Source organism: Ideonella azotifigens (assembly GCF_021043325.1).
GTDB lineage: Bacteria > Pseudomonadota > Gammaproteobacteria > Burkholderiales > Burkholderiaceae_C > Ideonella > Ideonella azotifigens.
In genome coordinates this window covers 87,800-110,714 of sequence record NZ_JAJNKD010000002.1, presented here as the reverse complement: position 1 = coordinate 110,714, position 22,915 = coordinate 87,800, and the positions used below count along the sequence as shown (strand labels likewise).

The 22,915-nt window shown below is 69.7% G+C and carries 17 protein-coding genes; 9 read left to right on the top strand and 8 right to left on the bottom strand.

All coding sequences use genetic code 11. From position 1 onward, the window contains the following. Positions 1 to 14: 14 nt before the first annotated feature. A complete protein-coding gene (gene rrtA / locus LRH25_RS05150) occupies positions 15 to 599 on the bottom strand; it encodes a rhombosortase (RefSeq protein WP_231010297.1) in 585 nt (194 codons plus the stop codon). Further along, positions 596 to 3,334 carry a bifunctional [glutamate--ammonia ligase]-adenylyl-L-tyrosine phosphorylase/[glutamate--ammonia-ligase] adenylyltransferase gene (gene glnE, locus LRH25_RS05145; RefSeq protein WP_231010296.1) on the bottom strand — a complete coding sequence of 913 codons (2,739 nt, stop codon included), beginning with the start codon at positions 3,332 to 3,334 and terminating at the stop codon, positions 596 to 598. The genes rrtA and glnE overlap by 4 nt, the downstream gene beginning before the upstream one ends. Positions 3,335 to 3,467: 133 nt before the next feature. Here glnE and LRH25_RS05140 point away from each other — a divergent pair, with 133 nt between their 5' ends. The 3 genes from LRH25_RS05140 to LRH25_RS05130 are packed head-to-tail and all read left to right on the top strand — an operon-like array spanning position 3,468 to position 9,304. After that, complete coding sequence (locus tag LRH25_RS05140) at positions 3,468 to 7,754, top strand: YhdP family protein (protein WP_310742411.1); 4,287 nt, start codon at positions 3,468 to 3,470, stop codon at positions 7,752 to 7,754. Positions 7,755 to 7,781: 27 nt separating this feature from the next. After that, complete coding sequence (locus LRH25_RS05135; protein WP_231010295.1) at positions 7,782 to 8,594, top strand: carbon-nitrogen hydrolase family protein; 813 nt, start codon at positions 7,782 to 7,784, stop codon at positions 8,592 to 8,594. Positions 8,595 to 8,620: 26 nt separating this feature from the next. After that, complete coding sequence (locus tag LRH25_RS05130) at positions 8,621 to 9,304, top strand: class I SAM-dependent methyltransferase (protein ID WP_141291768.1); 684 nt, start codon at positions 8,621 to 8,623, stop codon at positions 9,302 to 9,304. Positions 9,305 to 9,316: 12 nt separating this feature from the next. Here the strand turns inward: LRH25_RS05130 and LRH25_RS05125 are convergent, their stop codons facing one another. From LRH25_RS05125 to LRH25_RS05105, 5 genes are all read right to left on the bottom strand, one after another. Beyond that, on the bottom strand, positions 9,317 to 9,577 hold the full coding sequence (locus LRH25_RS05125) for a hypothetical protein (RefSeq protein WP_141291766.1): 261 nt from the start codon (positions 9,575 to 9,577) through the stop codon (positions 9,317 to 9,319). A gap of 397 nt (positions 9,578 to 9,974) precedes the next feature. After that, positions 9,975 to 10,559 carry a CBS domain-containing protein gene (locus LRH25_RS05120; protein WP_141289463.1) on the bottom strand — a complete coding sequence of 195 codons (585 nt, stop codon included), beginning with the start codon at positions 10,557 to 10,559 and terminating at the stop codon, positions 9,975 to 9,977. Between the two features lie 139 nt (positions 10,560 to 10,698). Continuing rightward, on the bottom strand, positions 10,699 to 11,772 hold the full coding sequence (ocd, locus tag LRH25_RS05115; protein ID WP_141289462.1) for an ornithine cyclodeaminase: 1,074 nt from the start codon (positions 11,770 to 11,772) through the stop codon (positions 10,699 to 10,701). Between the two features lie 356 nt (positions 11,773 to 12,128). Further along, positions 12,129 to 12,956 (bottom strand): HDOD domain-containing protein, encoded by an 828-nt coding sequence (locus tag LRH25_RS05110; protein ID WP_141289461.1) that lies wholly within the window; start codon positions 12,954 to 12,956, stop codon positions 12,129 to 12,131. A gap of 172 nt (positions 12,957 to 13,128) precedes the next feature. Further along, positions 13,129 to 13,776: a chalcone isomerase family protein gene (locus LRH25_RS05105; protein ID WP_170200976.1), complete on the bottom strand. Its 648-nt coding sequence runs from the start codon at positions 13,774 to 13,776 to the stop codon at positions 13,129 to 13,131. A gap of 187 nt (positions 13,777 to 13,963) precedes the next feature. Between LRH25_RS05105 and LRH25_RS05100 the strand changes: the two genes are divergently transcribed. Then, positions 13,964 to 14,968, top strand: coding sequence for a SphA family protein (locus LRH25_RS05100; protein ID WP_141289459.1), 1,005 nt, complete (start codon positions 13,964 to 13,966; stop codon positions 14,966 to 14,968). 203 nt (positions 14,969 to 15,171) lie between these two features. On the opposite strand, the gene LRH25_RS05095 is transcribed toward LRH25_RS05100, so the two are convergent. Further along, on the bottom strand, positions 15,172 to 16,443 hold the full coding sequence (locus tag LRH25_RS05095; RefSeq protein WP_231010294.1) for an FAD-dependent monooxygenase: 1,272 nt from the start codon (positions 16,441 to 16,443) through the stop codon (positions 15,172 to 15,174). 131 nt (positions 16,444 to 16,574) lie between these two features. Here LRH25_RS05095 and LRH25_RS05090 point away from each other — a divergent pair, with 131 nt between their 5' ends. The 5 genes from LRH25_RS05090 to LRH25_RS05070 are packed head-to-tail and all read left to right on the top strand — an operon-like array spanning position 16,575 to position 22,736. Further along, complete coding sequence (locus LRH25_RS05090; protein WP_231010293.1) at positions 16,575 to 17,630, top strand: SPFH domain-containing protein; 1,056 nt, start codon at positions 16,575 to 16,577, stop codon at positions 17,628 to 17,630. 4 nt (positions 17,631 to 17,634) lie between these two features. After that, the gene (locus LRH25_RS05085; protein ID WP_231010292.1) at positions 17,635 to 19,278 is read left to right on the top strand and encodes a DUF4178 domain-containing protein; all 1,644 of its coding nucleotides are present in this window, start codon (positions 17,635 to 17,637) and stop codon (positions 19,276 to 19,278) included. Between the two features lie 34 nt (positions 19,279 to 19,312). Beyond that, positions 19,313 to 19,534, top strand: coding sequence for a DUF350 domain-containing protein (locus tag LRH25_RS05080; protein ID WP_141291541.1), 222 nt, complete (start codon positions 19,313 to 19,315; stop codon positions 19,532 to 19,534). Beyond that, positions 19,531 to 21,108 (top strand): polyamine aminopropyltransferase, encoded by a 1,578-nt coding sequence (locus LRH25_RS05075; protein WP_231010291.1) that lies wholly within the window; start codon positions 19,531 to 19,533, stop codon positions 21,106 to 21,108. The genes LRH25_RS05080 and LRH25_RS05075 overlap by 4 nt, the downstream gene beginning before the upstream one ends. Before the next feature lie 35 nt (positions 21,109 to 21,143). Beyond that, positions 21,144 to 22,736 (top strand): flavin monoamine oxidase family protein, encoded by a 1,593-nt coding sequence (locus tag LRH25_RS05070; RefSeq protein ID WP_310742410.1) that lies wholly within the window; start codon positions 21,144 to 21,146, stop codon positions 22,734 to 22,736. Positions 22,737 to 22,915 lie beyond the last annotated feature (179 nt).

Below are 22,915 nucleotides of genomic sequence, written 5' to 3'. Positions count from 1 at the left end.
CCGAAGCCGAGGGTTCAGGCGGGTCGCGCAGTGTCCCGGCGCGTCAGCAGCAGGCCGCACAACAGGCCGGCCAGCGCGCCGCTGAGGTGGGCCGCTGGTGCCAGCGCAAAGTCCCAGCCCGGCACCTGGCGCAGAGGCCCGGCCCAGGGCTGTTCGGTGGCGATCTTCAGCAGCAGTCCGGCGGCGATCAGCCCGCCCAGCCAGCGCTCGCGGCCGGGCCGGCGCAGCAACTGCATTGCCAGCACCGCCATGCCGGCATGAAGCACGCCGGACAGCCCGCCATAGTGCGCCAGCGCGGGTTGTGCCAGCAGTCCCAGTTGCGTCAGTGGCCATGCCAGCGCCCAGGCCGCGCTGGCGCGCCAGCCGGCTGCGGCACGCCAGCCCAGCCAGGCCAGCAGCGCGGCGCCGGCCAGGTTCATCTGCAGGTGGCGGGCGCTCCAGTGCACCGCGGCAGCGCTCCACCAGCGCCAGGGCTGTTGCCAGACGAGGGCGGGTTGCCAGTCCCAGCGTTCGGTGGGCTGGGACTGCAGCAGCCAGGCCGCCAATGCCAGCAGCAGCGCAAGCAGGGGCCAGGCGCTGCGCGCGAGTCGCGCCGTCAAGCCTCGAACACCGCGCGCCACAGCGCCAGCACCGCGTCGCGTTCGCTGGCCAGGCTGGCGGGGTCGAATTGCGTGGGCTGTTCGTCCAGCCTGGCCCGGTGCTGGGCGCGGCGCAGCTCGCGGTAGGCATTGGCCGCCGCGCTGCCCACGCCGGCCGGCAGCAGGCCGGCGGTTTCGGCGCGCTGCAGCAGTGCGATGTTGCCGGCGTTGTCCAGCAGCGCGGGGTGGCTGCCGCTTTGCGACAGCACCAGGTACTGCACCGCGAACTCGGCGTCCATCATGCCGCCGGGGCTGTGCTTGACGTCGAACAGCCCGCTTTTCACCGGCACCGCGGCGCGCACTTTCTCGCGCATGGTGCGCACCTCGTCCTTCAGCGCCTGCGCCTCGCGCGGCGCGCTGATGACCGCGCGCCGCGTGGCCTCGAAGCGTTCGCCCAAATGCGAGGTGCCGGCGCAGAAGCGCGCGCGGGTGATGGCCTGGTGTTCCCAGGTCCACGCGGTGTTGCCGCCGCGGCCGCGCTGGTATTTGTCGAAGGAGTTGATCGAGCTGACCAGCAGGCCGGAGCCGCCGTTGGGCCGCAGCGCGGTGTCGATCTCGAACAGCTCGCCGGCCGCGGTGCGCAGCGTCAGCCAGCTGATCAGCTTGCGCACGAAGCTGGCGTAGATTTCCTGCGCCAGGTCGGGGTCGGCCTCGTCGGCATCGTCGTAGACGAAGACCACGTCCAGGTCGCTGCCGTAGCCCAGTTCCAGTCCGCCCAGCTTGCCATAGGCGATGACGGCGAACTGCGGCGTGTCGCGGTGGCGCTGCTTCAGGTGTTGCCAGGCCCAGCGCAGCGTGCAGTCCAGCATCGCGTCGGCGAGCGCGGAAAGGTCGTCGGCCACCTGTTCGACGGTGATGCGCTGCTCCACGTCACGCACCAGCGTGCGGAAGACTTCGGCGTGGTGGGCGCGGCGCAGCGTGTCCAGCAGCGCGCCTTCGTCGGCTTCGCCGGAGCGCTGCCAGGCGGCGTGGCGCTCGTCCAGGTCGGCGGTGAAGGCTGCGCGGTCGAAGCGCTCGGCCATCTGGCGCTCGTCGGCCAGCTCGTCGATCACGCCGGGATGCAGCATCAAGTAGCGCATCGGCCAGCGCGCCAGGCCCAGCAGCTTCAAGAGCCGCTGCTGCACGCCGGGCCGCTCGACCAGCAGCGCCAGGTAGCTTTCGCGCCGCAGCAGCGGCTCGATCCAGTCGACAAAGCGCTGCGCCGCGGCGAGGCTGCAATGGCCTTGGGCCACCGCGCCGGCCGCGCGCAGCATCAGCTTGCCCAGGCGCAGCTTGCTGTCGTCGCGCAAGGCCTTCACGCGCGGGCTGGCGATCAGCGCGCGCACCCGCTCGGCCAGGCCTTCGGGCAGCTTGGCCATCAGCTGTTCGCTGTCCAGCGGCAGCGGTGCGCCGCAGGTGCCGCCCTTGCAGCCGCCGCGACCGGGCGCCTGGCCGTCGTGCAGCAAGGTGTCGAACTCGGTGGCCACCAGCTCGCGCACCTCGCAGAGCTTGTCGGTCAGCGGGCAGGCGAGGCTGCTGCAGGACAGCTGCATGCTGGCGGCGATCCAGCCCAGGTCGGCGTCTGCCGTCGGCAGCACATGCGTCTGCTGGTCGTCCAGGTACTGGATGCGGTGCTCGACCTGGCGCAGGAAGCTGTAGGCCTCGGCCAGTTTCTGCGCCGTGTCGACCTTCATCAGCCCGCCAGCGGCCAGCTTGTCCAGCGCTTTCAGCGTGGAGCGGGTGCGGATCTCGGGGAACTGCCCGCCGCGCACCACCAGCAGCAGCTGCACGATGAACTCGATCTCGCGGATGCCGCCGCGCGACAGCTTCACGTCGTTCGCGCGCTCCGGCCGGCCGGCGGCGCGGCGCTGCGCTTCCTCGCGGATGCGCCGGTGCAGCTGGCGCAGGCCCTCGAACACGCCGTAATCCAGGTACTTGCGGTAGACAAACGGCGTGACCAGCGCGCGCAACTGCAGCGCCCGGCCGCTGGTGACCGCCTCGCGCGGCGCGACCACGCGGCTCTTCAGCCACGCAAAACGCTCCCACTCGCGGCCCTGGACCAGGAAATACTCTTCCAGCATCGCCAGGCTGACCACCGGCGGGCCGGAATTGCCATTGGGCCGCAGCGCCAGGTCCACGCGGAAGACAAAACCGTCGTCGGTCACGTCGCCGATCAGCGTGTAGAGCTGGCGCGCCACCGCGCTGAAGTATTCGTGCGCCGAGATTGGCTGCGGGCCGTCGGTCTGGCCGTCGTCTTCGTAGACGTAGATCAGGTCGATGTCGGACGACACGTTCAGCTCGCGTGCGCCCAGCTTGCCCATGCCGATGATCCAGAAGTCGATCGCCTCGCCATTGGCGTCGCGCGGCGCGCCGTGGCGTGCGTCGGCGTCCAGCCGGGCCTGTGCCAGCGCCAGGCCCAGCGTGACCTCGGCCAGTGCGGTCATCGCGTGGGTGATGCTGGTCAGCGGCGCCTGCTGCTCCACGTCCAGCACCGCCAGCCGTTCCAGCACCAGTTGGCGTGCCACGCGCATGGCGCTGGCCAGCGGCCGGCCTGCGGCTTGCAACTGCGCAATCAGCGCCGTGATGCTGGCGTGGTCGGGCGCGCCCGGCGGCAGCAGGGCCAGTTCAGCCGCATGGCGGCGGCGCACGCGCTGCACGAAGCGGCTGTGTTCGGCGAGCGCGGCCGCTGTGGCGGTCACAGGATGTAAGGAACCCATCGAGGCAGCAAAATGTCTGTGCTAGATTGCGCTGGAACTCAGGCGAGCGACAACGTTGCGGAGCGTCCGCCCTTCAGCCCGCCCATTTCCCGGCAGCCGAAGGCCGGGCATCGCGCGCCTGGACATCGATTCCATGCCGTTGATGCCGTCTGATTCTGAGCGAGGCCCGAAGCCTCGCCGTCACTTGCTCGTGTCCCTCTCACGCGGTGCCTTCCGTGCCGTGCTGCTGATGCTGATCACGCTCTGGAGCTTATTGCTTCTGGGGTGGCTGATATTGCACTGGGGGATTCTGCCGCACATCGACGAATGGCGCCCCCAGGTCGAGGCGCATGCCTCACGCGCATTGGGGGTGTCCGTCCGCATCGGTCGCATCGAGGCGCGTTCGCCAGGCTGGGTGCCGGTGCTGGCGCTGCATGACGTGCAGCTCGCAGACGCTGCAGGCCGGCCGGCGCTGACGCTGCCGCTGGTCTCGGCCGCGGTGTCGCCACGCTCGCTGCTGGTCCTGTCGCTGCGGTTCTCCCAGCTTTACATCGAGGGCGCGCAGCTGGAGGTGCGGCGAGACCGCAGTGGCCATCTGCACGTGGGCGGCCTGGCCTTCAACAGCGGTGCTGACGGGGCCGATGGTCTGGCCAGCAACTGGTTCTTCGCGCAGCCCGAGTTCGTGGTGCGCCATGGCCAACTGCGCTGGGTCGACGAGCAGCGCGACGCGCCGCCGCTGGCGCTGGAGGACGTGGACATCGTCGTGCGCAACAGCCTGCGCCACCACGACCTGCGGCTGGACGCTACGCCGCCGGCCGGCTGGGGCCAGCGTTTCAGTGCCCGCGGCCGCTTCACCCAGCCGCTGCTGGCGCCGGCCGGCGACTGGCAGCGCTGGAACGGCACCTTGCACGCCGACCTGCCTTATGTCGATGTCGCCAGCCTGCACCAGCACGTGCAGCTGCCGTTCGAGCTGCTGGCCGGCCAGGGCAGCCTGCGGGCCTGGCTGGACCTGGCACAAGGCCAGTGGCGCGCCGCCACGCTGGACATGGCGCTGCAGACGCTGCAACTGCGCCTGGGCCGCGAACTGGCGCCGCTGGCGCTGCGCAGCGTCAGCGGCCGGCTGCAGGCCGAGCGCGAGCCGGACCGGGTGCGGCTGGACGCCCGCGAGCTGGCTTTTGCGACCGAAGACGGCGTGGCCTGGCCGGCCAGCCGGGTTGCGCTCAGCTGGCTGCAGCAGCAGGACCTGGTCGCCAGCCTGGCCGAACCGGACCGGCAGCGCGTGCCGCTGGCCGCTGCTGCGGCGTCCGAAGTGACGCCCGAAACATCGGCTTCCGCGCCCGAACCGACTGCTTCCGAGCCCGCCGCAGCCAGCTCCGCCATTCCCTTCGCCACGGCGAATGCCGCGCCCATCACCGGTGGCGAGTTCAGCGCCGACCGGCTGGACCTTGCCTTGCTCGCCCGCATGGCCAGCCGCTTGCCGCTGCCGGCCACGCTGCTGCGCACGCTGCAGGACAGCGCGCCGCAAGGCCTGGTGCAAGGTCTGCAGCTGAGCTGGAGCGGCTCGCCGCAGGCGCCGCAGCATTACCGCGTCAAGGGCAGGCTCAGCGGCAGTTCGCTGTCGGCCCAGCCACCCGAGGCTGGCCAGGGTCCCGGCCGGCCAGGCTGGCGCGGCGCAGACCTGGACCTGCAGGCCAATGAAACCGGCGGCGAAGCCCGGCTCAGCGTGACCGATGGCGCGCTGGAGCTGCCGGGCGTTTTCGAAGACCCGCTGGTGCCGCTGGCGCGTTTCCAGGCCAAGCTGGTCTGGCAACTGCAGCCGCGTCCCGGCCTGCTGCCGGCCATCCAGCTCCTGGTGCAGGACGGCCGTTTCGCCAACGAAGATGGGCAGGGCGATGTGTCCGCCCGCTGGCAGACCGGCGAAGGCGTGGTCGGCGCGGCCGGCGAGCCGCCGGGCAGCTTGGCTGACCACGGTGCCGGCGCACGCTTCCCCGGTCGGCTGGAACTCAGCGGCCATGCCACGCAGCTGAAGGCGGCGCGCGTCGCCCGCTACCTGCCGCTGGGCGTTGGCCCCAGCGCGCGGCAATATGTGTCCGGTGCCGTGCTGGGGGGTGACATTTCGCAGCTGAACTTCAAGCTGCGCGGTGACCTGTGGCACTTCCCGTTCCCCAAGGCCGCCGAGGGCGAGTTCCACATTGCCGCCAAGGTGCACAACCTGGACTTTGCGTATGTGCCGGCCGAGCCCGGCGCGGCGCCCGCCTGGCCGGCCTTCAGCCAGCTCAGCGGCGACCTGGTGTTCGACCGCGTCAGCATGCAGATCCGCAATGCCCAGGCCAAGGTCTGGGGGCTGGCGCTGACCAACGTCAACGGCGACATCCGTGACCTGATGTCCAAGCCGGCGCTGAGCATCGACGGCACGGTGCGCGGCCCGCTGGCCGACGGGCTGCGCTACGTCGCCGCATCGCCGGTCGACAAGCTGATCAGCGGCGCATTGCACGACACCACCGGCACCGGTCCGATGACGCTGCAGCTGGGGCTCGTGATTCCGCTGGACGACGTCAACAACACCAGTGTCAAGGGCCAGGTGCAACTGGCCGGCAACGAGATCCGGCTGCGGCCGGACCTGCCGGTGTTTGCCAACACCCAGGCCCGGGTCGACTTCAGCCAGCACGGCTTCAGCGTCAGCGGCGGCGCGGCGCGGCTGGTGGGCGGTGACGCCACCTTCGAGGGCAACATGGGGCCGGACGGCATCGTGCGCTTCCAGGGCCAGGGGACGGCCACCGCCGAAGGGCTGCGCCGCGCCACCGAACTCGGCTGGGTTGCCAAGCTGGGCACCCAGCTCAGCGGCCAGTCGCCGTACAAGCTGCAGCTCGGTGTCGTGCATGGCCAGACCGAGCTGCAGATCACCAGCCCGCTGACCGGCATGGCCAGCGCCTTGCCCGCACCGCTGGGCAAGGCGGCCGAGGCCGCGCTGCCGCTGCGCTACCAGACCACGCTGGGCCCTTCGGTGCCGGCGGCTGGCGGTGCCGCGGCGATCACGCGCGACACCTTGCGCGTCGAGCTGGGCAGCCTGCTGCAGGCCGAATACCAGCGCGACATTTCGCAGCCCACGCCTGTGGTGCTGCGCGGCGCGCTGGCGGTGGGCGACACGCTGCCGACGCTGACGCCGGGAACGGTGCAGGCGCTGTTGAAGCTGGGCACGGTGGACATCGACGCCTGGCGCAAGCTTTCGGCCCAGCTGGCCGGCCCGGCGGCAGGGGACGCCGCCGGCACCAGTGCACATTCGTCCTACGAGCCGACCGACATCAGCCTGCGTGCCCAGTCGCTGGCCATGGGCGGGCGCAAGCTGACCCGCCTCAGCGCGCAGGCCCAGCGCCGCGCCGGGGCGGACGGCGAGCACTGGCGCGCCAACCTGCAGGCCGACCAGGCGCAGGGCCAGATCGACTACCGCCCGCAAGCCGGCGAGCGGGCCGGCCTGGTGCACGCACGCTTCACGCGGCTGGCGCTGCCGCAGTCCGAGGCCGATGCGGTGGACGACATCCTCGACGACCCGGGCGACCATCCGCCGGCGCTGGACATCGTGATCGACGACTTCGAGCTGGCCGGCAAGAAGCTGGGCAAGCTGGAGGTGGACGCGGCCTACAAGGGGGCGGACTGGCGGCTTTCCAAGCTGAACCTGACATCGCCCGAGGCCAAGCTCGTGGGCAGCGGCCAGTGGTCGCCCGGCCCGCGCCGGCGCATGGCGATGGATTTCCGGCTGGACCTCAGCGACAGCGGTGGCCTGCTGGAGCGCATGGGCATGGGCCGGGTGATGCGTGGTGGCAAGGGCCACATCCTGGGCCAGCTGGCCTGGACCGGCTCGCCGCTGACGCCGGAATGGGCCGAGATGACCGGCCAGATGCAGCTGGCGCTGGACAGCGGGCAGTTCCTGAAAGTCGATGCCGGCGTCGGCCGGCTGCTGGGCGTGCTCAGCCTTCAGAACCTGCCGCGCCGGCTGCTGCTGGACTTCCGCGATGTGTTCCAGGAAGGCTTTGCATTCGACAACGCCAGCGCCGACATTGCGCTGGCCGATGGCGTGGCGCGCACCAACAACCTGCGCATTCGCAGCGCGCAGGCGGTGGTGCTGATGGAAGGCAGCGCCAACATGCGCCAGGAAACCCAGAACCTGCGCGTGGTCGTGGTGCCCGAGATCAATGCCGGTACCGCCTCGCTGGCCTACGCCGCGATCAACCCAGTGATCGGCCTGGGCACCTTCCTGGCCCAATGGTTCCTGCGCAAGCCCTTGATGCAGGCCAGCACCCGTGAGTTCCAGGTCACCGGCCCCTGGGACAAGCCCAATGTCGTCTCGGTCGAACGCAAGGCCAACGAGCCTCTGCCGGACCTGGACGCGCCGCTGCTGCCGACACCTGCGGCCTCTGCCGCGTTGGCCCCGGCCGCGCCCTGAACCGGCCGCGGCGGTATGCTGCACGGCATGAAGATCGCCGCCCTGCAAATGGTCGCCACGCCCGACGTGGACCGCAATCTCGCCGCTGCCGCCGAGCTGGTCGCCCAGGCCGCAGCGCAAGGCGCCCGGCTTGCCGCGCTGCCCGAATACTTCTGCCTGATGGGCCGGCGCGACGACGACAAGCTGGCCATCGCCGAGGCCGACGGCCACGGCCCGATCCAGGACGCGCTGGCCGCGATGGCGCGTGAACATGGGCTGTGGCTGGTGGGCGGCACGCTGCCGATCCATGGCACGCAGCCGGGCCGCGTGCGCAACGCCTGCTGCGTGTGGAACCCGGATGGCGAGCGGGTCATCCGCTACGACAAGATCCACCTGTTCTCGTTCGACAACGGCAAGGAGCGCTACGACGAAGCGCGTGTGCTGGAGCCCGGCGACACGCCCGCCACCTTCGACGCGAAGGTGGACGGGGTGGACCTGCGCGTGGGCCTGGCCATCTGCTACGACCTGCGCTTCCCCGAGCTTTTCCGCGCGATGATGCAGCCGCTCTGCGACCTGATCGTCGTGCCCGCCGCCTTCACCTACACCACGGGCCGCGACCACTGGGAACTGCTGCTGCGCGCCCGCGCGGTCGAGAACCAGTGCTACGTGCTGGCCAGTGCGCAAGGCGGCGAACACGAAAACGGCCGCCGCACCTGGGGCCACAGCATGGTCATCGACCCCTGGGGCGAAGTCCTGTCCGTCGTCGACGAAGGCCCCGGCATCGCCATCGCCGACCTTGCGCAGACCCGGCGCGACACCGTGCGCGTGCAATTGCCGGCACTGGCGCATCGCAAGCTGTGAACGGCGGCCCGTCAAACAGGTGCCTGATGGCACCGGCCGAAACCGATGGCAGCGCGCAAGGCATGCAGCGCTACTACGCGGCGCGTGCGCCCGAGTACGACCTGGTCTACGAGAAGCCGGAGCGGCAGGCCGACATTGCCCTGCTGCAAGCCGAGCTGCCGAGGCGCTTCGAAGGCTTGCGGGTGCTGGAGGTGGCGTGTGGCACCGGGTTCTGGACCCAGTTCATCGCGCCGGCGGCAAAGCATGTGCTGGCGCTGGATGCGTCACCCGAGACGATGGCGATCGCGCAGCAGCGCGTGGCGCCGGACCGGGTCACGTTCCGCGAGGGCGATGCCTATGCGCTGCCCGAAGACTGGCGCGGGCTGGACGCGGCGTTTGCAGGCTTCTGGTTCTCGCATGTGCCCATCGCGCGCCGCCGCGAATTCCTGCAAGGCCTGCACTGCTGCCTGGCGCCGGGCGCCCGCGTGCTGCTGATCGACAACCAGTTTGTCGCCGGCAGCAACCATGCGATCAGCGAGATCGATGCCGCTGGCGACAGCTACCAGGCGCGTCGGCTGGCCGATGGCTCGACGCACCGGGTGCTGAAGAACTTCCCGAGCCGTGAAGAGCTGGTCGCGCTGATCGATGGCATGGGCAGGCCCTTGCCGAACCCGACAGCGCTGGCCGGGCTGAGCTACTACTGGTGCTTCGAGTACCAGCTGCCGGGCTGAGCGGAGCCCCGTTCAGGCGTCGTCTTCGGTCAGCTGTGCGATGAAGTTGCGGGCGACGCGTTCGGCGCTCTGCACCGCGTCCAGCTCGCTGGGCGCTTCGACCCAACTGCCGACCACGTCTGCCACCGCGCCGGGCGCGGTGTCGAAGTCGGCACCGGCCACCGGGCGGTAGTCGAACACCTTGGCGAAACCTTGCCAGCCACCGTGCCGGTACTCGGCCCGGGCGGCGACGTAGTGGCCCGCGTACGGGCCGGTGATGCGGCGTATGGGCATGGCCGAAGCGTAAGGCATCGAACCCGTTTTGCGATCATGCAAATCGACGGTGAATGCCGGCTGTGGCGCCCGCGCGTCTCGCGCGCCGGGCGGGTGGTCTCGCGTAGTCGCGAGGCCGGGTGCCCCATGTCACGCGGGGCCAGCGCCGGGCCGCCCCAAGCGGCCCCGCAACCCGCCCGGCGGGTGGTCTCGCGTACTCGCGAGACCGGGTGCCCCATGTCACGGGGCCAGCGCCGGGCCGCCCCAAGCGGCCCCGCCAACCCGCCCGGCGGGTGGTTTCGCGTACTCGCGAGACCGGGTGCCCCATGTCACGGGGGCAGCGCCGGGCCGCCCCAAGCGGCCCCGCAACCCGCCCGGCGGGTGGTCTCGCGTATTCGCGAGACCGGGTGCCCCATTCCTAATGCCCGATGAGCGATTCCAGCTCGGCGAAGCTGCGGGCGTGCAGGTCGCTGCGCAGGTCCATGCCCAGCGCGGTTTCGAGGCGGCGAGCCGAGAAGATGCCGTGCAGCACCGGGCGCGGCGTGCCGGGGTTCACCACCAGCAGGTAACGCAGGCCGTGTTCGCGCAGCGTCGAGACGATGTCGCCGACGCGGGCGTGAGCCACCTGTGCGGAGGTCAGCACCTGCCATTGCGAGACCGGGGTCATCAGCTGTTCCAGCGTCAGGTCCTGGAAGCGCACATGATCGGCCTGGGCGCGCTGCATCGGGCGCTCGCCCTGCAGGTCGTCGGTGGTAATCATGCCCACCACCTGCTCGTCCACGCCGGTCACGAAGGCCATGTGCACATGGGCGCGCACCATTGTGTGGATGGTCGAATCCAGGCCGTCGAGGTGGTCGGCCATCACGCAGGGCGCGTGCGACAGGTCGGTCAGCAGGCTGAGCGCGGGATCGGTCAGCTTGGCGGTGGTGAAGCCTTCGTCGCGCAGCGGCGGGGCGCTGACTGCCGACAGCGGCAGGGCGTGGAATCCGGTCAGAGCAGCCATGGGGCCCTCCAGTCAATGTTGTCGCTTACAGCGGTATTGCTGCAGTGCGACAGATTCTGAAACCGGACCCATATGGATTGCATATGGAATTCGGCACGAAGCTGTCGGCAGGCCGTCGAGCAGGCGGGCCGGCCCGTCCTCAGGCGACGCGACGCAGGCGCGCCGGCCCGGCTGCGGCGCTGCCCAGCGTGCCGCCAAACAAGTCCTTCGGGTCGTCCAGCCGCGGCACCAGGTCGATCTGGCGCGTGCCGTGCAGGCCGCTGCCAAGCAACTGGTGCAGGAAGCGCAGCGCCGAGAAGTCTTCCAGCGCAAAGCCGACCGAGTCGAAGATCGTGACTTCGGCGGCGCTTCGGCGCGCCGTCTGGCCGCTGGCGACCACGTTGGCAAACTCGATCACCGGGAAGTTGGCCGGCAGCTGCTGGATCTCGCCTTCGACGCGGGACTGCGGCTCGTATTCGACGATCACGCGGGCGTCCGACCGCAGCAGGATTTCGCGCGCCAGCTCGGTCTTGCCGGGGCAGTCACCTCCCACCGCGTTGAGGTGCATGCCCGGCTCGATCATGTCCTTGGTCAGGATCACCGCGTTGCGCTTGTCGGCCGTCACGGTGGTGACGATGTCGGCGCCGCGCACTGCCTCGGCCACGCTGGCTGCGCGCACCAGGCGCAGGCCGGCCAGCTCGGGCAGCGAGCGCAGGTTCTGCTCCAGCTTGGCGGTGGCCAGCGGGTCTACGTCGTACAGCCGCAGCTCGCGGATGCCCAGCATGCGGTGGAAGGCCAGGGCCTGGAATTCGCTCTGCGCACCGTTGCCGATCAGCGCCATCGAGCGGCTGTCCGGGCGGGCCATCCACCTGGCCGCCAGCGCCGACATGGCCGCGGTGCGCAGCGCGGTGGTCACCGTCAGCTCCGAGAGCAGCAGCGGATAACCGGTGTTCACGTCCGCCAGCACGCCAAAGGCCGTCACGGTGAGCAGGCCTTCCGCCGTGTTCTTGGGGTGGCCGTTGACGTACTTGAAGGCGTAGAGCTGGCCGTCGCTGGCCGGCATCAGTTCGATCACGCCGACCGAGGAGTGGCTGGCCACTCGGGCCGACTTCTCGAACTGGGCCCAGCGCCGGTAGTCGGTCTCGATCTCGCCAGCCAGTTGTTCGATGAAGGACGCAGCGCCGATGGCGCGCACCAATTGCTGGATGTCGGCCACGCCGATGTAGTTCACCATGATGTCTCTGCCTTGTCTCGATTGCTTTGCCGGCTTTGGAAACGGGCTGGCTGCAGAGGTTGCAAGCAGGCGCCCGGACGCGCGCGATGGGCGCGTCATTGGCCTCGCAGCGCGGGGCGTGCGGGCCTGCCGGTGGCGCGGGGAGCGCCGGGGTGGTTGAATTTTCCGCAGGCCGGCGGCCAACAAGAAGCAGGCATTGCGCCCATAACGCTCGGTCTTCGGCGCAATTTGCCAAGAGTAGGTGGCAAATCGATCAATCTCGCCGGCCGAGTTGGTTTCAGGCCATCAGGAAGCAGGCAATCAGGGCGAACGGTCAGTGGCAGGCCGTCCAAGGCGGCCGTGCAGCTGGCGTCCCTTCAGTGCATCAGCGCGTCTGCGCCGGCAGTGGCCAGGCGATGATCGGGCAGATGCGCTTTCACCCATGCCAGGTCCAGGTTCACATGGTTGATCAGTGCGGCCTGCGTGGTGCGCAGGCTCTCGATCGGGTCGACCTGGATTTCGGCGGCGTCGCAGACCACGCTGGCCAGGCGCAGCACCACACCCAGGCGGCAGAACGGGCGGGCGGCCATCGGGTCGGCTGCCGCGCTGAAGGCGGCGACCAGCGCTTGCGGGAACTGCCAGTGGCGGGCCAGCTCGGCGCTGACCTGCGGATGGCTGCAGCCCAGCAGCGTGGCCTCGAAGCCGATGCGGCTGTCCGGCGCGCGGGCATGGCGCGTCACTTCGGCCATTGCAGCCGGCTCGGCCATCGTCATCAGGATCTGCCCTGTGCGCACCACCAAGCCGCCAAGGTAGGCCGTGTCCGGGTCCGCATCCAGCGCCGGTGCCAGGGCTTGCGAATACGCGGCCACCGCCAGCGTCGAGCGCCAGAAGCCCACGCGGTCGAAGCCGTCCATCTTCGGGAACGCGCCCGTCATGCAGGCCGACAGGGTCAGGTCGCGCAGCGTGCGCAGGCCCAGCGAGGCGGCGGCGTCGTTCAGCGTGCTGACCGTGTGCGAAGGCGAGTAGCGCGCCGAGTTGGCCAGCCGCAGCACCTTGGCGGCCAGCGACTGGTCGCGGCCGATCAGCTGGGACAACTCGCCCAGCGACAGGTCGTCGCGGTCGAAGGAGTTCAGCAGCTTGCGGGCCACTTCCGGCATTGCCGGCAAGGTGGTGGCTTGCTGGACATAGAGATCGAAATGGGACAAGGCGGCCTCCGGCACGGAAAGGGATTCCCTTGCTTTCGGTCGCACCGGGGCCGGGTTGATGCGCGCAAATCCCGATGCGCTGCGGCCGGTGTGCGAATCTGCACGGAGATCGCGGCCACCATGAAAAACGCCGGGACAGGCCCGGCGTGCGTGGCGAAGCTGAGTGCCCGCTTCAGGCGGCTGTGGCGTTGCTGTCGCCCAGCAGCCCGCGGCGCGTGGCCGGCCGCACTTTCGGCCCCATCCAGATCTTCATCAGCATGCGGAAGAAGCTTTCGCCCTGCATCGCGTCGCCCACCTTCTGGCCGTTGAGCGTCATCTCGGTCAGGTTGGTGGTGGGATTGAAATCCATCACCACGAAGTCGCCGCGCACCAGCTTGCTGCGGTTGCTGAAGGCCGAGCCGAACTGGGCGATGGCGATGAAGTTGGCGGCGATTTCCTCGCTGGCCGCGTTCTGCCGCAGCCGGTCGAGGAAGGTGTTGGACAGGTCCTTGGCCGAGACCTCGCGCATGCTGTAGAAGCACAGGCGCTTGGCGCCGGGTTCGGCCAGCGCGGCTTCGGGCGTGGTCTGCTTGTGCGGCAGGTACAGCGCGACCACGGTGGTGCGCACCGAGAGGATCAGCGAGACGGTGGCGCCGTTCAGCAGCAAGGGCTTGCCGGCGACGGTGGCGCTGGGCTCGAACTTGAAACCCTCGATTTCCACCGGCGCGGTCGGCGCGGCGGAAGAGGCCGCTGGCGCATCAGCGGCATGGCCCAACACCGGCCAGCCGGCCAGCCCGGTCAGCGCCAAACCCATGCAATCCCTGCGCGTGAAAGTACTCATGTCCCGAATCATGTCTGGTTTTGGGCCGCGTCGCGACGGCGTTCATCCGTCAACTTCATGGAGATGCGGCGTGCGTCACGGCAACAAGTGGCAACTTCAATACAACCGGTGTCACAACCACTAACGCAATGACACATCCCAAGGTATCTTCTCGCCCTTGCTTTTAAAACACCACAGAGCTTTCCATATGCGCTATCAACCGGTGCGATCTGCATTCATCCTGACTTTGGCGGCCATCGGCTTGTCCGCGCAGGCCACGGAAAATCAGCAGCTGCGCGCCTTGCTGGGCGCACCAGGCCAGGAAATGACGCTGCCCCAGTTGCCGGGCTTGTATGGGCAGGTCTGGGCCCAGCACTACGAGGCCACGAAGTTCCGCAACGGCGACGGCGACGACCAGGTCACCGATCTCGGCAATGGTGTGTCCGCGGTGCGCGGCGGCAAGATCAGCGCCAACGTGCTCGTGCCGCGCCTGACCTGGGTCAGCGAAGCGCACCTGGGCGACGGCAGGCTGGGCGTGTCGGTCACGCTGCCCATCATTGACCTGGACGTGCACACGACAGCCACCGGCCGCTTCCCGGCCGGCTTCCCCAGCTCGATGGCCAGCGCCATCCAGGCCCAGCTCAACGGCGTGGCCGCGGCCAATTCCGGTTCGCAGACCGGCCTGGGCGACACCGAGATCGCGCCGTTTGTCGACTTCCAGGACGACGAGTCGCGCCTGGTGCTGCTGGCCGCGCTGGTGGCGCCCACCGGCGACTACAAGTCCAGCCGCGCCATCAACCCAGGCGCCGGCAAGTTCTGGACGATCCGCCCCGGCTTCCTGTATGGCCGCGCCTGGGAAAACGGCCTGGAATTCGGCACCCGCGTGACCTATTCGATCAACACCGAAAACACCGCGACCGACTACAAGTCCGGCCAGTACGTGCATGCCGACTACTCGCTGATGTACCGCGTCAACGACAGCTGGCGCGCCGGCCTGCAAGGCTACTTCCTCAAGCAGTTCACCAAGGACAAGGGCGAGGGCGTCGCGGCCGATGGCAACAAGGCCCAGGTGCTGGCCGCAGGCCCGGCGGTGGGCTATTCGTCCGAAGACGGCCGCTGGGGTGCCGAGGTCAAGGTGCTGCCGGAATTCCTGGTGCGCAACAAGTCCGAAGGCACGACCAGCTGGTTGCGCCTGATGTTCCGAGTGGACTGATGTAGATGGCGCACCCGGTCTCACGGGTACGTGAGACCACCCTCCGAGAGGGTGCACGGACCGCTTGGGGCGGCCCGGCGCTGGTCCGCGTTGGAGCGGGACACCCGGCCTCACGGGTACGTGAAGCCACCCTCCGAGAGGGTGCACGGACCGCTTGGGAGCGGCCCGGCGCTGGTCCGCGCCATGCCTTGATCAGGCGGCGGTCAGCGGCGGCCGAACATCATCTGCCGGGCCAGTGCCGATTTGATGGGCGGCAAGGCCTGCAGCGCGGCCAGGCCCAGGCCGCGCGCGGTGGCCAGGCCTGGCAGTTGCCAGGTGAAGCTGCGGGCCAGGAAATCGGTCGCGGCGATCATGCTCCAGCGGTCCGGCGCGCGGGCCCAGGCGACACGGCGCAGCGCGGCGTCCAGGTCGGCCGCGCCGCGCAAGGTGTGCACCAGCGACCAGGCGTCCCGCAGGCCCAGGTTCAGGCCCTGGCCGGCGACCGGGTGCAAGGTTTGCGCCGCATTGCCAATGCGCACCTGCCGGCCGGTCACCAGCCCACGCTCGGCATTCAAGCCCAGCGCAAACGACTTCAGCGGGCCCACCAACAGCACCTGGCCCGCGGCATCCGACAGCAAGGTGTTCAGCACGATGCGACGCTGCGTCGCGTCCAGCGGGGCGACCGGATCGTCGCGGCTGTCCACGCACCAGACCAGCGACGCGCGCGCCGTGCCGTCCGCCGCCGGCTTCAGCGGCAGCAGGGCGACAGGGCCGTGGCGCGTGAAGCGCTCGAAGGCAGCGCCGGTCGGCGCATGGCCGTCCAGCGTCACGCTGCCGACCCAGGCGGTCTGCTGGTAATCGCGGCTCACGGCCTTGCGCGCTTGCTCGGCAAACACGCCGCCTTCGGCCACCACCGCCAGGTCGAAGGTCTCTGCCGTGCCAGCGTCCACCTCCACGCCGCCGGCCACATCCTTCAGCGCCTGCACCGGTGTGCCAAAGCACATGCGGTGGCGGGCAGGCTCGGCCGCGCAGCGTGCCGCCCACGCCGCCTGCAGCGGTGCCACCAGTTGGCCATAGGCCAGCACCGCGCCCAGCATCGGCACGGCCTGCTCGTCGGCGCGAATGCGCACCTCGGCCTGGGGCAGGTTCAGCTTGGGCAGCAGGCCGCGCAGCAGGTTGGGCGCCGCCTGCGAGACATGCACCTGCGTGATCGGCTGCGCCAGCTCGGCCGGCCAGGTGCAAAGCTGCTGCAGCAGCTGCACGCTGCCCAGCGACAGCGCCAGCGTGCGCGGATCGGCCGAGACGTCCTTGTCGGCTGCTCGGGCATCGAACACCGTGACCTGCACCTCCGGCCAGCGCGTGCTGGCGAGCAAGGCCAGCGTCAGCCCGGCCGGCCCGGCGCCGATCACCGCCAGGCGCACAGGCTGGGAAGGTACCGTTTGCGGCGATGTGGGGCTCAGTGCTTCGAGGGGGGCGGTTTCGGCGGGGTCGTGCATGAGCGGCGGGTCAATCAGGTCAAGCGAACAACAGGCAATCGAGCGAGGGCGCTGGACGGCAGCGCCCTCGCGCGTATTATTCGCCGCGCCGGCAATCGGGCCGTGCTGCGAAGCCAGAAGGGGGTGCTGTCATGGGTTTGATGGATTTCATCAAGAAACAGTTCATTGACATCCTGGAGTGGACCGAGTCCGGCGACGGCACGCTGGCCTGGCGCTACCCGATGGCGGGCAACGAAATCCAGTACGGCGGCTCGCTGACGGTGCGCGAGAGCCAGATGGCGGTGTTCGTCAACGAAGGCAAGATCGCCGACGTCTTCGGCCCCGGCATGCACAAGCTGACCACGCAGACGCTGCCGGTGCTGACCTACCTGAAGAACTGGGACAAGCTGTTCCAGAGCCCGTTCAAGAGCGACGTCTACTTCTTCAGCACCCGCCAGCAGATCGACCAGCGCTGGGGCACCAGCCAGCCGATCACGATCCGCGACAAGGACTTCGGCGCGGTGCGCCTGCGCGCCTTCGGCAACTACGCCTACCGCATCGCGGACCCGAAGCTGTTCCACACCGAGATCTCCGGCACGCGCGACCGCTACACGGTTGAAGACCTGGATGGTCAGCTGCGCGGCCTGATGCTGCAGCACATCAGCGACGCGGTGGCGCAAAGCGGCATCCCCTTCCTGGACCTGGCGGCCAACCAGATCGAGTTTGCCAAGCAACTGCGAGATGCAACCGCTCCGTCCTTCGAGGCGCTGGGCCTGAAGCTGGAAGGCGTGACGCTGCAAAGCGTGTCGCTGCCCGAGGAGCTGCAGAAGATCCTGGACCAGAAGATCGGCATGGGCATGGTCGGCAACGACATGGGCAAGTTCATGCAGTACCAGACGGCGCAGGCGATTCCGAAATTTGCCGAAGGCGCCGGCCAGGGCGGCGGCATTGCTGGCGACGCGATGGGCCTGGGCGCCGGCGTGGCGCTGGGCCAGGTGCTGGCGCAGCAGTTGGGCCAGGGCCTGGGCGGCGTTGGCCCTGCGGTCACCGGGGCGCCAGCGGTGGCCGCGGCATCGCCTGCCGTCGCGGCTTCGGCAGACGACGTGATGGCGCTGCTGGAAAGACTGGGCGACCTGAAGGCCAAGGGCATCCTGACAGACGAAGAGTTCCTTGCCAAGAAGACGGAACTGCTCAAAAAGCTGACCTGAGTTCGTGGCAACCGGCAGTCCTCCCGCGGCGCCTGGGCGGTCCCAGCGCGTCTACCGTGCCGCGTGCCCGAATTGCGGTGCGCCGGTCGAGTTTGCGTCGGCCGCGTCGGCCAGCGCGGTTTGCAGCTTCTGCCGCAGCACGCTGGTGCGCGACGGCGAGGCGCTGCGCCGCATCGGCGTCAGCGCCGAGCTGTTCGACGACCACTCTCCCCTTCAGCTCGGCGCCTGCGGCCAGTACCAGGGCGTGCCGTTCACGCTGGTCGGGCGGCTGCAGTACCGCTATGAAGCCGGCACCTGGAACGAGTGGCATGCGCTGTTCGATGCGGGCGCCGATGCGACGCCGCGTGTGGCCTGGCTCAGCGAGGACAACGGCGCCTACGTGCTGGCTTTCGATCAGCCGCTGCCGCCCGACACTCCCCAACTGAACGAGCTCTACCCCGGCGAGCGCCGGCTGCTGGCCGGCCAGGCATGGAGCGTGGCCTCGGTGCAGCGCGCGTCGCTGCTGGCCGCGCAGGGTGAGCTGCCGCGGCCGCCCAAGCTCGAAGGCGAATTCACGGTCGCCGACCTGCGCAGCGAGCGCGGCGAGGTCGGCACGCTGGACGACGCCGAGGCCGGCCAGCTGCAATGGTCCATCGGCCGCTCGGTCGCGCTGTCCGAGCTGAAGCTGCGCGGCCTGCGCGAGGAAAACGAGAAGACGCTCGGCAGCAAGGGCTTCAGCTGCCCCAGCTGCGGCTTTGCGATCACGCTGAGCCTGTCGACCACGCAAAGCGTGAGCTGTCCGCAGTGCAAGGCCGTGGTGGACGTGTCCAAGGGGCCGGGTGCCGACCTGGCCTTCTACGCGCAGAACAACAGCGGCCCCGGCAACCTGCAGCCGCAGATCCCGCTGGGCCGCATCGGCAAGCTGGCCTTGGGCGCCGAGGGCGAACTGGACTGGCAGGTCGTCGGCTACCAGGAGCGCTGCGACCTGCCCGCGCCGGGCGACGACGACGAGCAGACCTTCTGGCGCGAGTACCTGCTCTATCACCGCACGGCAGGCTTCGCCTTCCTGGTCGATGCCGAAGACGGCTGGAGCTGGGTGCGACCGCTGACCGGCGCGCCGGTGGTGCAGGGCAGCACCGCCCGTCTGGAAGCGACGCGCTTCAAGCAGCGTTACCGCTACCAGGCCAAGGTCACCTGGGTGCTGGGCGAGTTCTATTGGCGCGTGCAGCGCGAGGAGCGCGCCGAGGTCACCGATTACGACGGCCCCGGTGGCGCCATGCTCTCGAGCGAGCGCACGGCCAACGAGGTCGTCTGGTCGCTGGGCAAGGCCTTGCCGGCGGATGCGGTCGCCAAGGCCTTTGGGCTGACCGGCCCGCAGGCCGCGGCGCTGCGCAGCGATGCCTCGCCGCTGTCCAGCCTCACCGGCAGCAAAGGCGTTGGCGGGCTCAGCCAGGGCGTGATCATCCTGGTGGTGGTGATCGTCGTGATCCTGCTGATGACCCGCTGCAGCAGCAGCGACGATTGCGCCCAGCAGCGCGCCACCTTTGGCGAGGCCAGTGCCGAGTACCAGCAATGCCGGCAGAACCAGCGCAGCCATGGCGGCGTGTTCGTCGGCGGCGGGGGCGGTTCGTTTGGCGGTTATTCCAGCGGCGGAGGCGGTCACAAATGACCACTGCCGTCCTCACTTCCTTGGAGAAAACACGATGAACCTCGAATGGCTGCACCCGGACGTGGTGCTGGGCTCGGTGCTGTACGCGGTGATCGGCGTGCTGGTGCTGTGGATCAGCTTTGCCGTCATCGACAAGCTCACCCCGTACAAGCTGTGGGAAGAGATCGTCGAGCACAAGAACGTGGCGCTGGGCATCGTCGTGGCGGGCATGTTCATCGCGATCGGGCAAATCGTGGCCGCCGCCATCCACGGATGAACGTTCTGGAGCCTCTGCACGAAGAGGTGCCTGAATCGGGCCGTGTGCAGCCGGCCGAAGTGCTGCTGCTCGCATCCGTTTTTGTCATCGCGGCCTGCGGTCTTGTCTATGAACTCGCCGCTGGTGCGCTCGCCAGCTACCTGCTCGGCGACTCGGTGCTGCAGTTCTCCACCATCATTGGCGGCTACCTGTTCGCGATGGGGCTGGGCTCGTGGCTGAGCCGGTACGTGGAGCGCCAGCTGGTGGCGAACTTCCTGCGCGTGGAGCTGCTGGTGGGCCTGGTTGGCGGGCTGATGCCGGCGGCGCTGTTCGCCTCGCATGCCAGCCTGCCGCCCACGGCCGGCGCCTCGTTCCGCGTGCTGCTGTACGGCCTGGTCGGGCTGGTGGGCGTGCTGGTCGGGCTGGAGATCCCGCTGGTCATGCGCATCCTGAAGCGCCAGTTCAGCCAGCGCTACGGCCTGAAGGACCTGGTCTCGCAGGTGCTGACCTTCGATTACCTGGGCGCGCTGGTCGTCGCCGTGGCCTTCCCGCTGCTGCTGGTGCCGCACCTGGGGCTGATCCGCACGGGCATCTTCTTCGGCCTGCTGAACGCGGTGGTGGCCGTCTGGGCGCTGTGGATGTTCCGCGCCCAGCTGCGGGCCTGGCGCGCGCATGCGCTGGCCTGTGCCGGCGTGCTGCTGGCGCTGCTCGCGGCCATGGCCGGCGCCGAGCAGCTGACCACCTGGGCCGAGGACCGCTTCTACGGTGAGGCCATCCTGCTGCGCGAGACCAGCGCCTACCAGCGCGTGGTCGTCACCCGCAGTCGCGCCGGCATCCGGCTGTTCCTCAACGGCAACCTGCAGTTCCACTCCAAGGACGAGTACCGCTACCACGAGGCACTGGTGCACCCGGCCATGGCCGCGCAGGGTGCGCCCAGGCGCGTGCTGGTGCTGGGCGGGGGCGACGGCATGGCCGCGCGCGAGATCCTGAAGTACCCCTCGGTCGAGCAGGTCACGCTGGTGGACCTGGACCCGAAGATGACGCAGCTGTTCCGCACCGAGCCGCTGCTGACTGCGCTGAACCACAACGCCCTCAATTCGCCCAAGCTCAAGGTCGTCAACGACGACGCCTTCGGCTGGCTGGCCGCGCATGATGAGAGCTTCGACGTCATCGTCATCGACTTCCCCGACCCCAGCAACTTCGCGCTCGGCAAGCTCTACACCACCAGCTTCTACGAGCTGGTGGACCAGCACCTGGCCGCGGGCGGCTACGCCGTGGTGCAGACCACCTCGCCGCTGATCGCGCGCAAGAGCTTCTGGACGGTGGCCAGCACGCTGGAGGCAGCGGGCCTGACCATCACGCCGTACCACGCCCACGTGCCCAGCTTCGGCGAATGGGGCTACATCCTGGCCAGCCGCCGGCCGTGGCACACGCCCACCGCGCTGCCCGCCGGCCTGCGTTTCCTGACACTGCCCGGCCTGCCCGCGCTGTTCGACTTCCCGCCCGACATGGCGCGCGTGCCAGCTGAACCAAACCGGCTGTCCAACCAGGTGCTGGTGCAGACCTTCGAGGAAGAGTGGGGGCAGGTGCATTGATGCGGCGTCGCGCGGTGTTGGCTGGTGCCGCGGCCTTGCCGTGGCTCCAAGGCTGCGAACGCGCGCAAGAGGCGCCCGTCAGCCGCTGGGTCGGCGCGTCCTTCGAGCGTGGCCACCGCTTGAGAACGCTGAAGTCCGGCTCGCTCCCGGTGGCAGCGGTGCAGCGCCGCGCAGGCGTGCTGGTGATCGGCGGTGGCGTGGCCGGGCTGTCGGCGCTGCACGCGCTGGACCATGCCGGCCATGCGGACGCGCAGCTGCTGGAGCTGGAAGACCAGGCCGGTGGCAACAGCCGCGGACACATCGTCGCCGGCCTCGCTTGCCCGCTGGGCGCGCATTACCTGCCGGTGCCGGGAGAGAGCACCTACGAGGTCAGCGCCTGGCTGCACGACATCGGCCTGCTGCGCTCGGATTCGGCGGGGGTGCATGCCAACGAGCGATACCTTTGCCACAGCCCGCAGGAGCGGCTGTTCATCGACGGCGCCTGGCAGGACGGCCTGCTGCCCTCCGCGCAAGGCCGGCCGGCGACGCTGGCGCAATACCGCCGCTTTGCCGCACTGGTGGACCACGCGCAGCGCGAACTCGGCTTTGCGCTGCCCACGCACCGCGTGCGCTGGTCGCCCGGCCACGCGGCCTTGGACGAGCAACGCTTCGACGCCTGGCTTGCGGCCAACGGACTGGATGACACCCGCCTGCTCGGCTACCTGGACTACTGCTGCCGCGACGACTACGGCGCCGGCATCCACACCGTCTCCGCCTGGGCCGGCCTGCACTACTTCGCCAGCCGCCACGGCTTCCATGCGCCGGGCGACGACAGTGCCGAGCGCGACGCCGTGTTCACCTGGCCTGAAGGCAACGCCTGGCTGGTGCGCGAACTGGCCGAGCCGCTGAAGCCGCGGCTGTGCACCGGCCGCACCGTGCTGCGGGTCGAGCTGCAGAAGCATGGCGTGCAGGTGCTGGCCTGGGACGAAACTGCAGGCCAGGCCGAAGCCTGGACGGCCGACGCGGTGGTGCTGGCGCTGCCGCTGTTCATCGCCAGCCGCATCGTGGCCGGGCTGGACGCGCCGCTCGTCAGCGCGCTGCAGCAGGCCGCGGCGGGTACCCGCTACGCGCCCTGGCTGGTGGCCAATCTGTTGCTGAAAGCGCCACTGCTGAACCGCCTCGGCGCCCCGTCTTCATGGGACAACGTGGCTTTCGCGCCGGCCGGCAGCAGCCTGTCGCTGGGCTACGTGGACGCGCAGCACCAGAGCCTGCGTCCCGACACCGGCCTGGCCGGCCCGCAACTGCTCACAGCCTACTGCGCGCTGCCCGAGACCCGTCGCCCCGAAATGCTGGCCGGCAGTGCCGAGCACTGGACGGCAGAGATCGTGCGCCAGCTCGCACCGCCGCACCCGGACCTGGCGTCCAAGCTTCAGCAGGCCGACCTGATGCGCTGGGGCCACGCGATGAGCATCCCCGTGCCCGGCACCCGCAGCCAGCCGGCCCGCGAGGCGCTGCGCCAGGCCGCCGGCCGCCTGCGCTTCGCCCATGCCGACCTGGCCGGCTACTCCGTGTTCGAGGAAGCCTTCACGCTGGGCTGGCAGGCGGGGCGGGGGTTGGTGACGGCCGCGCGCCTTGCGTCACCCCGGTGACGCATTGAAGAGAGGCGAGTGGTTCACGGAATCGCGCAGTGCGCAAGTCGGCTAAACGCAGCGGCATCCGCCAGCAGTAGGATGCGGGCGAGGTGCACATGGCGAAGCGCGGGTGGAGTCGTCGGCAGATCTGTGTGGCGGGTGCGGTGCTAGGCGCCGCCGTGTCGCCGCGGGTCCGC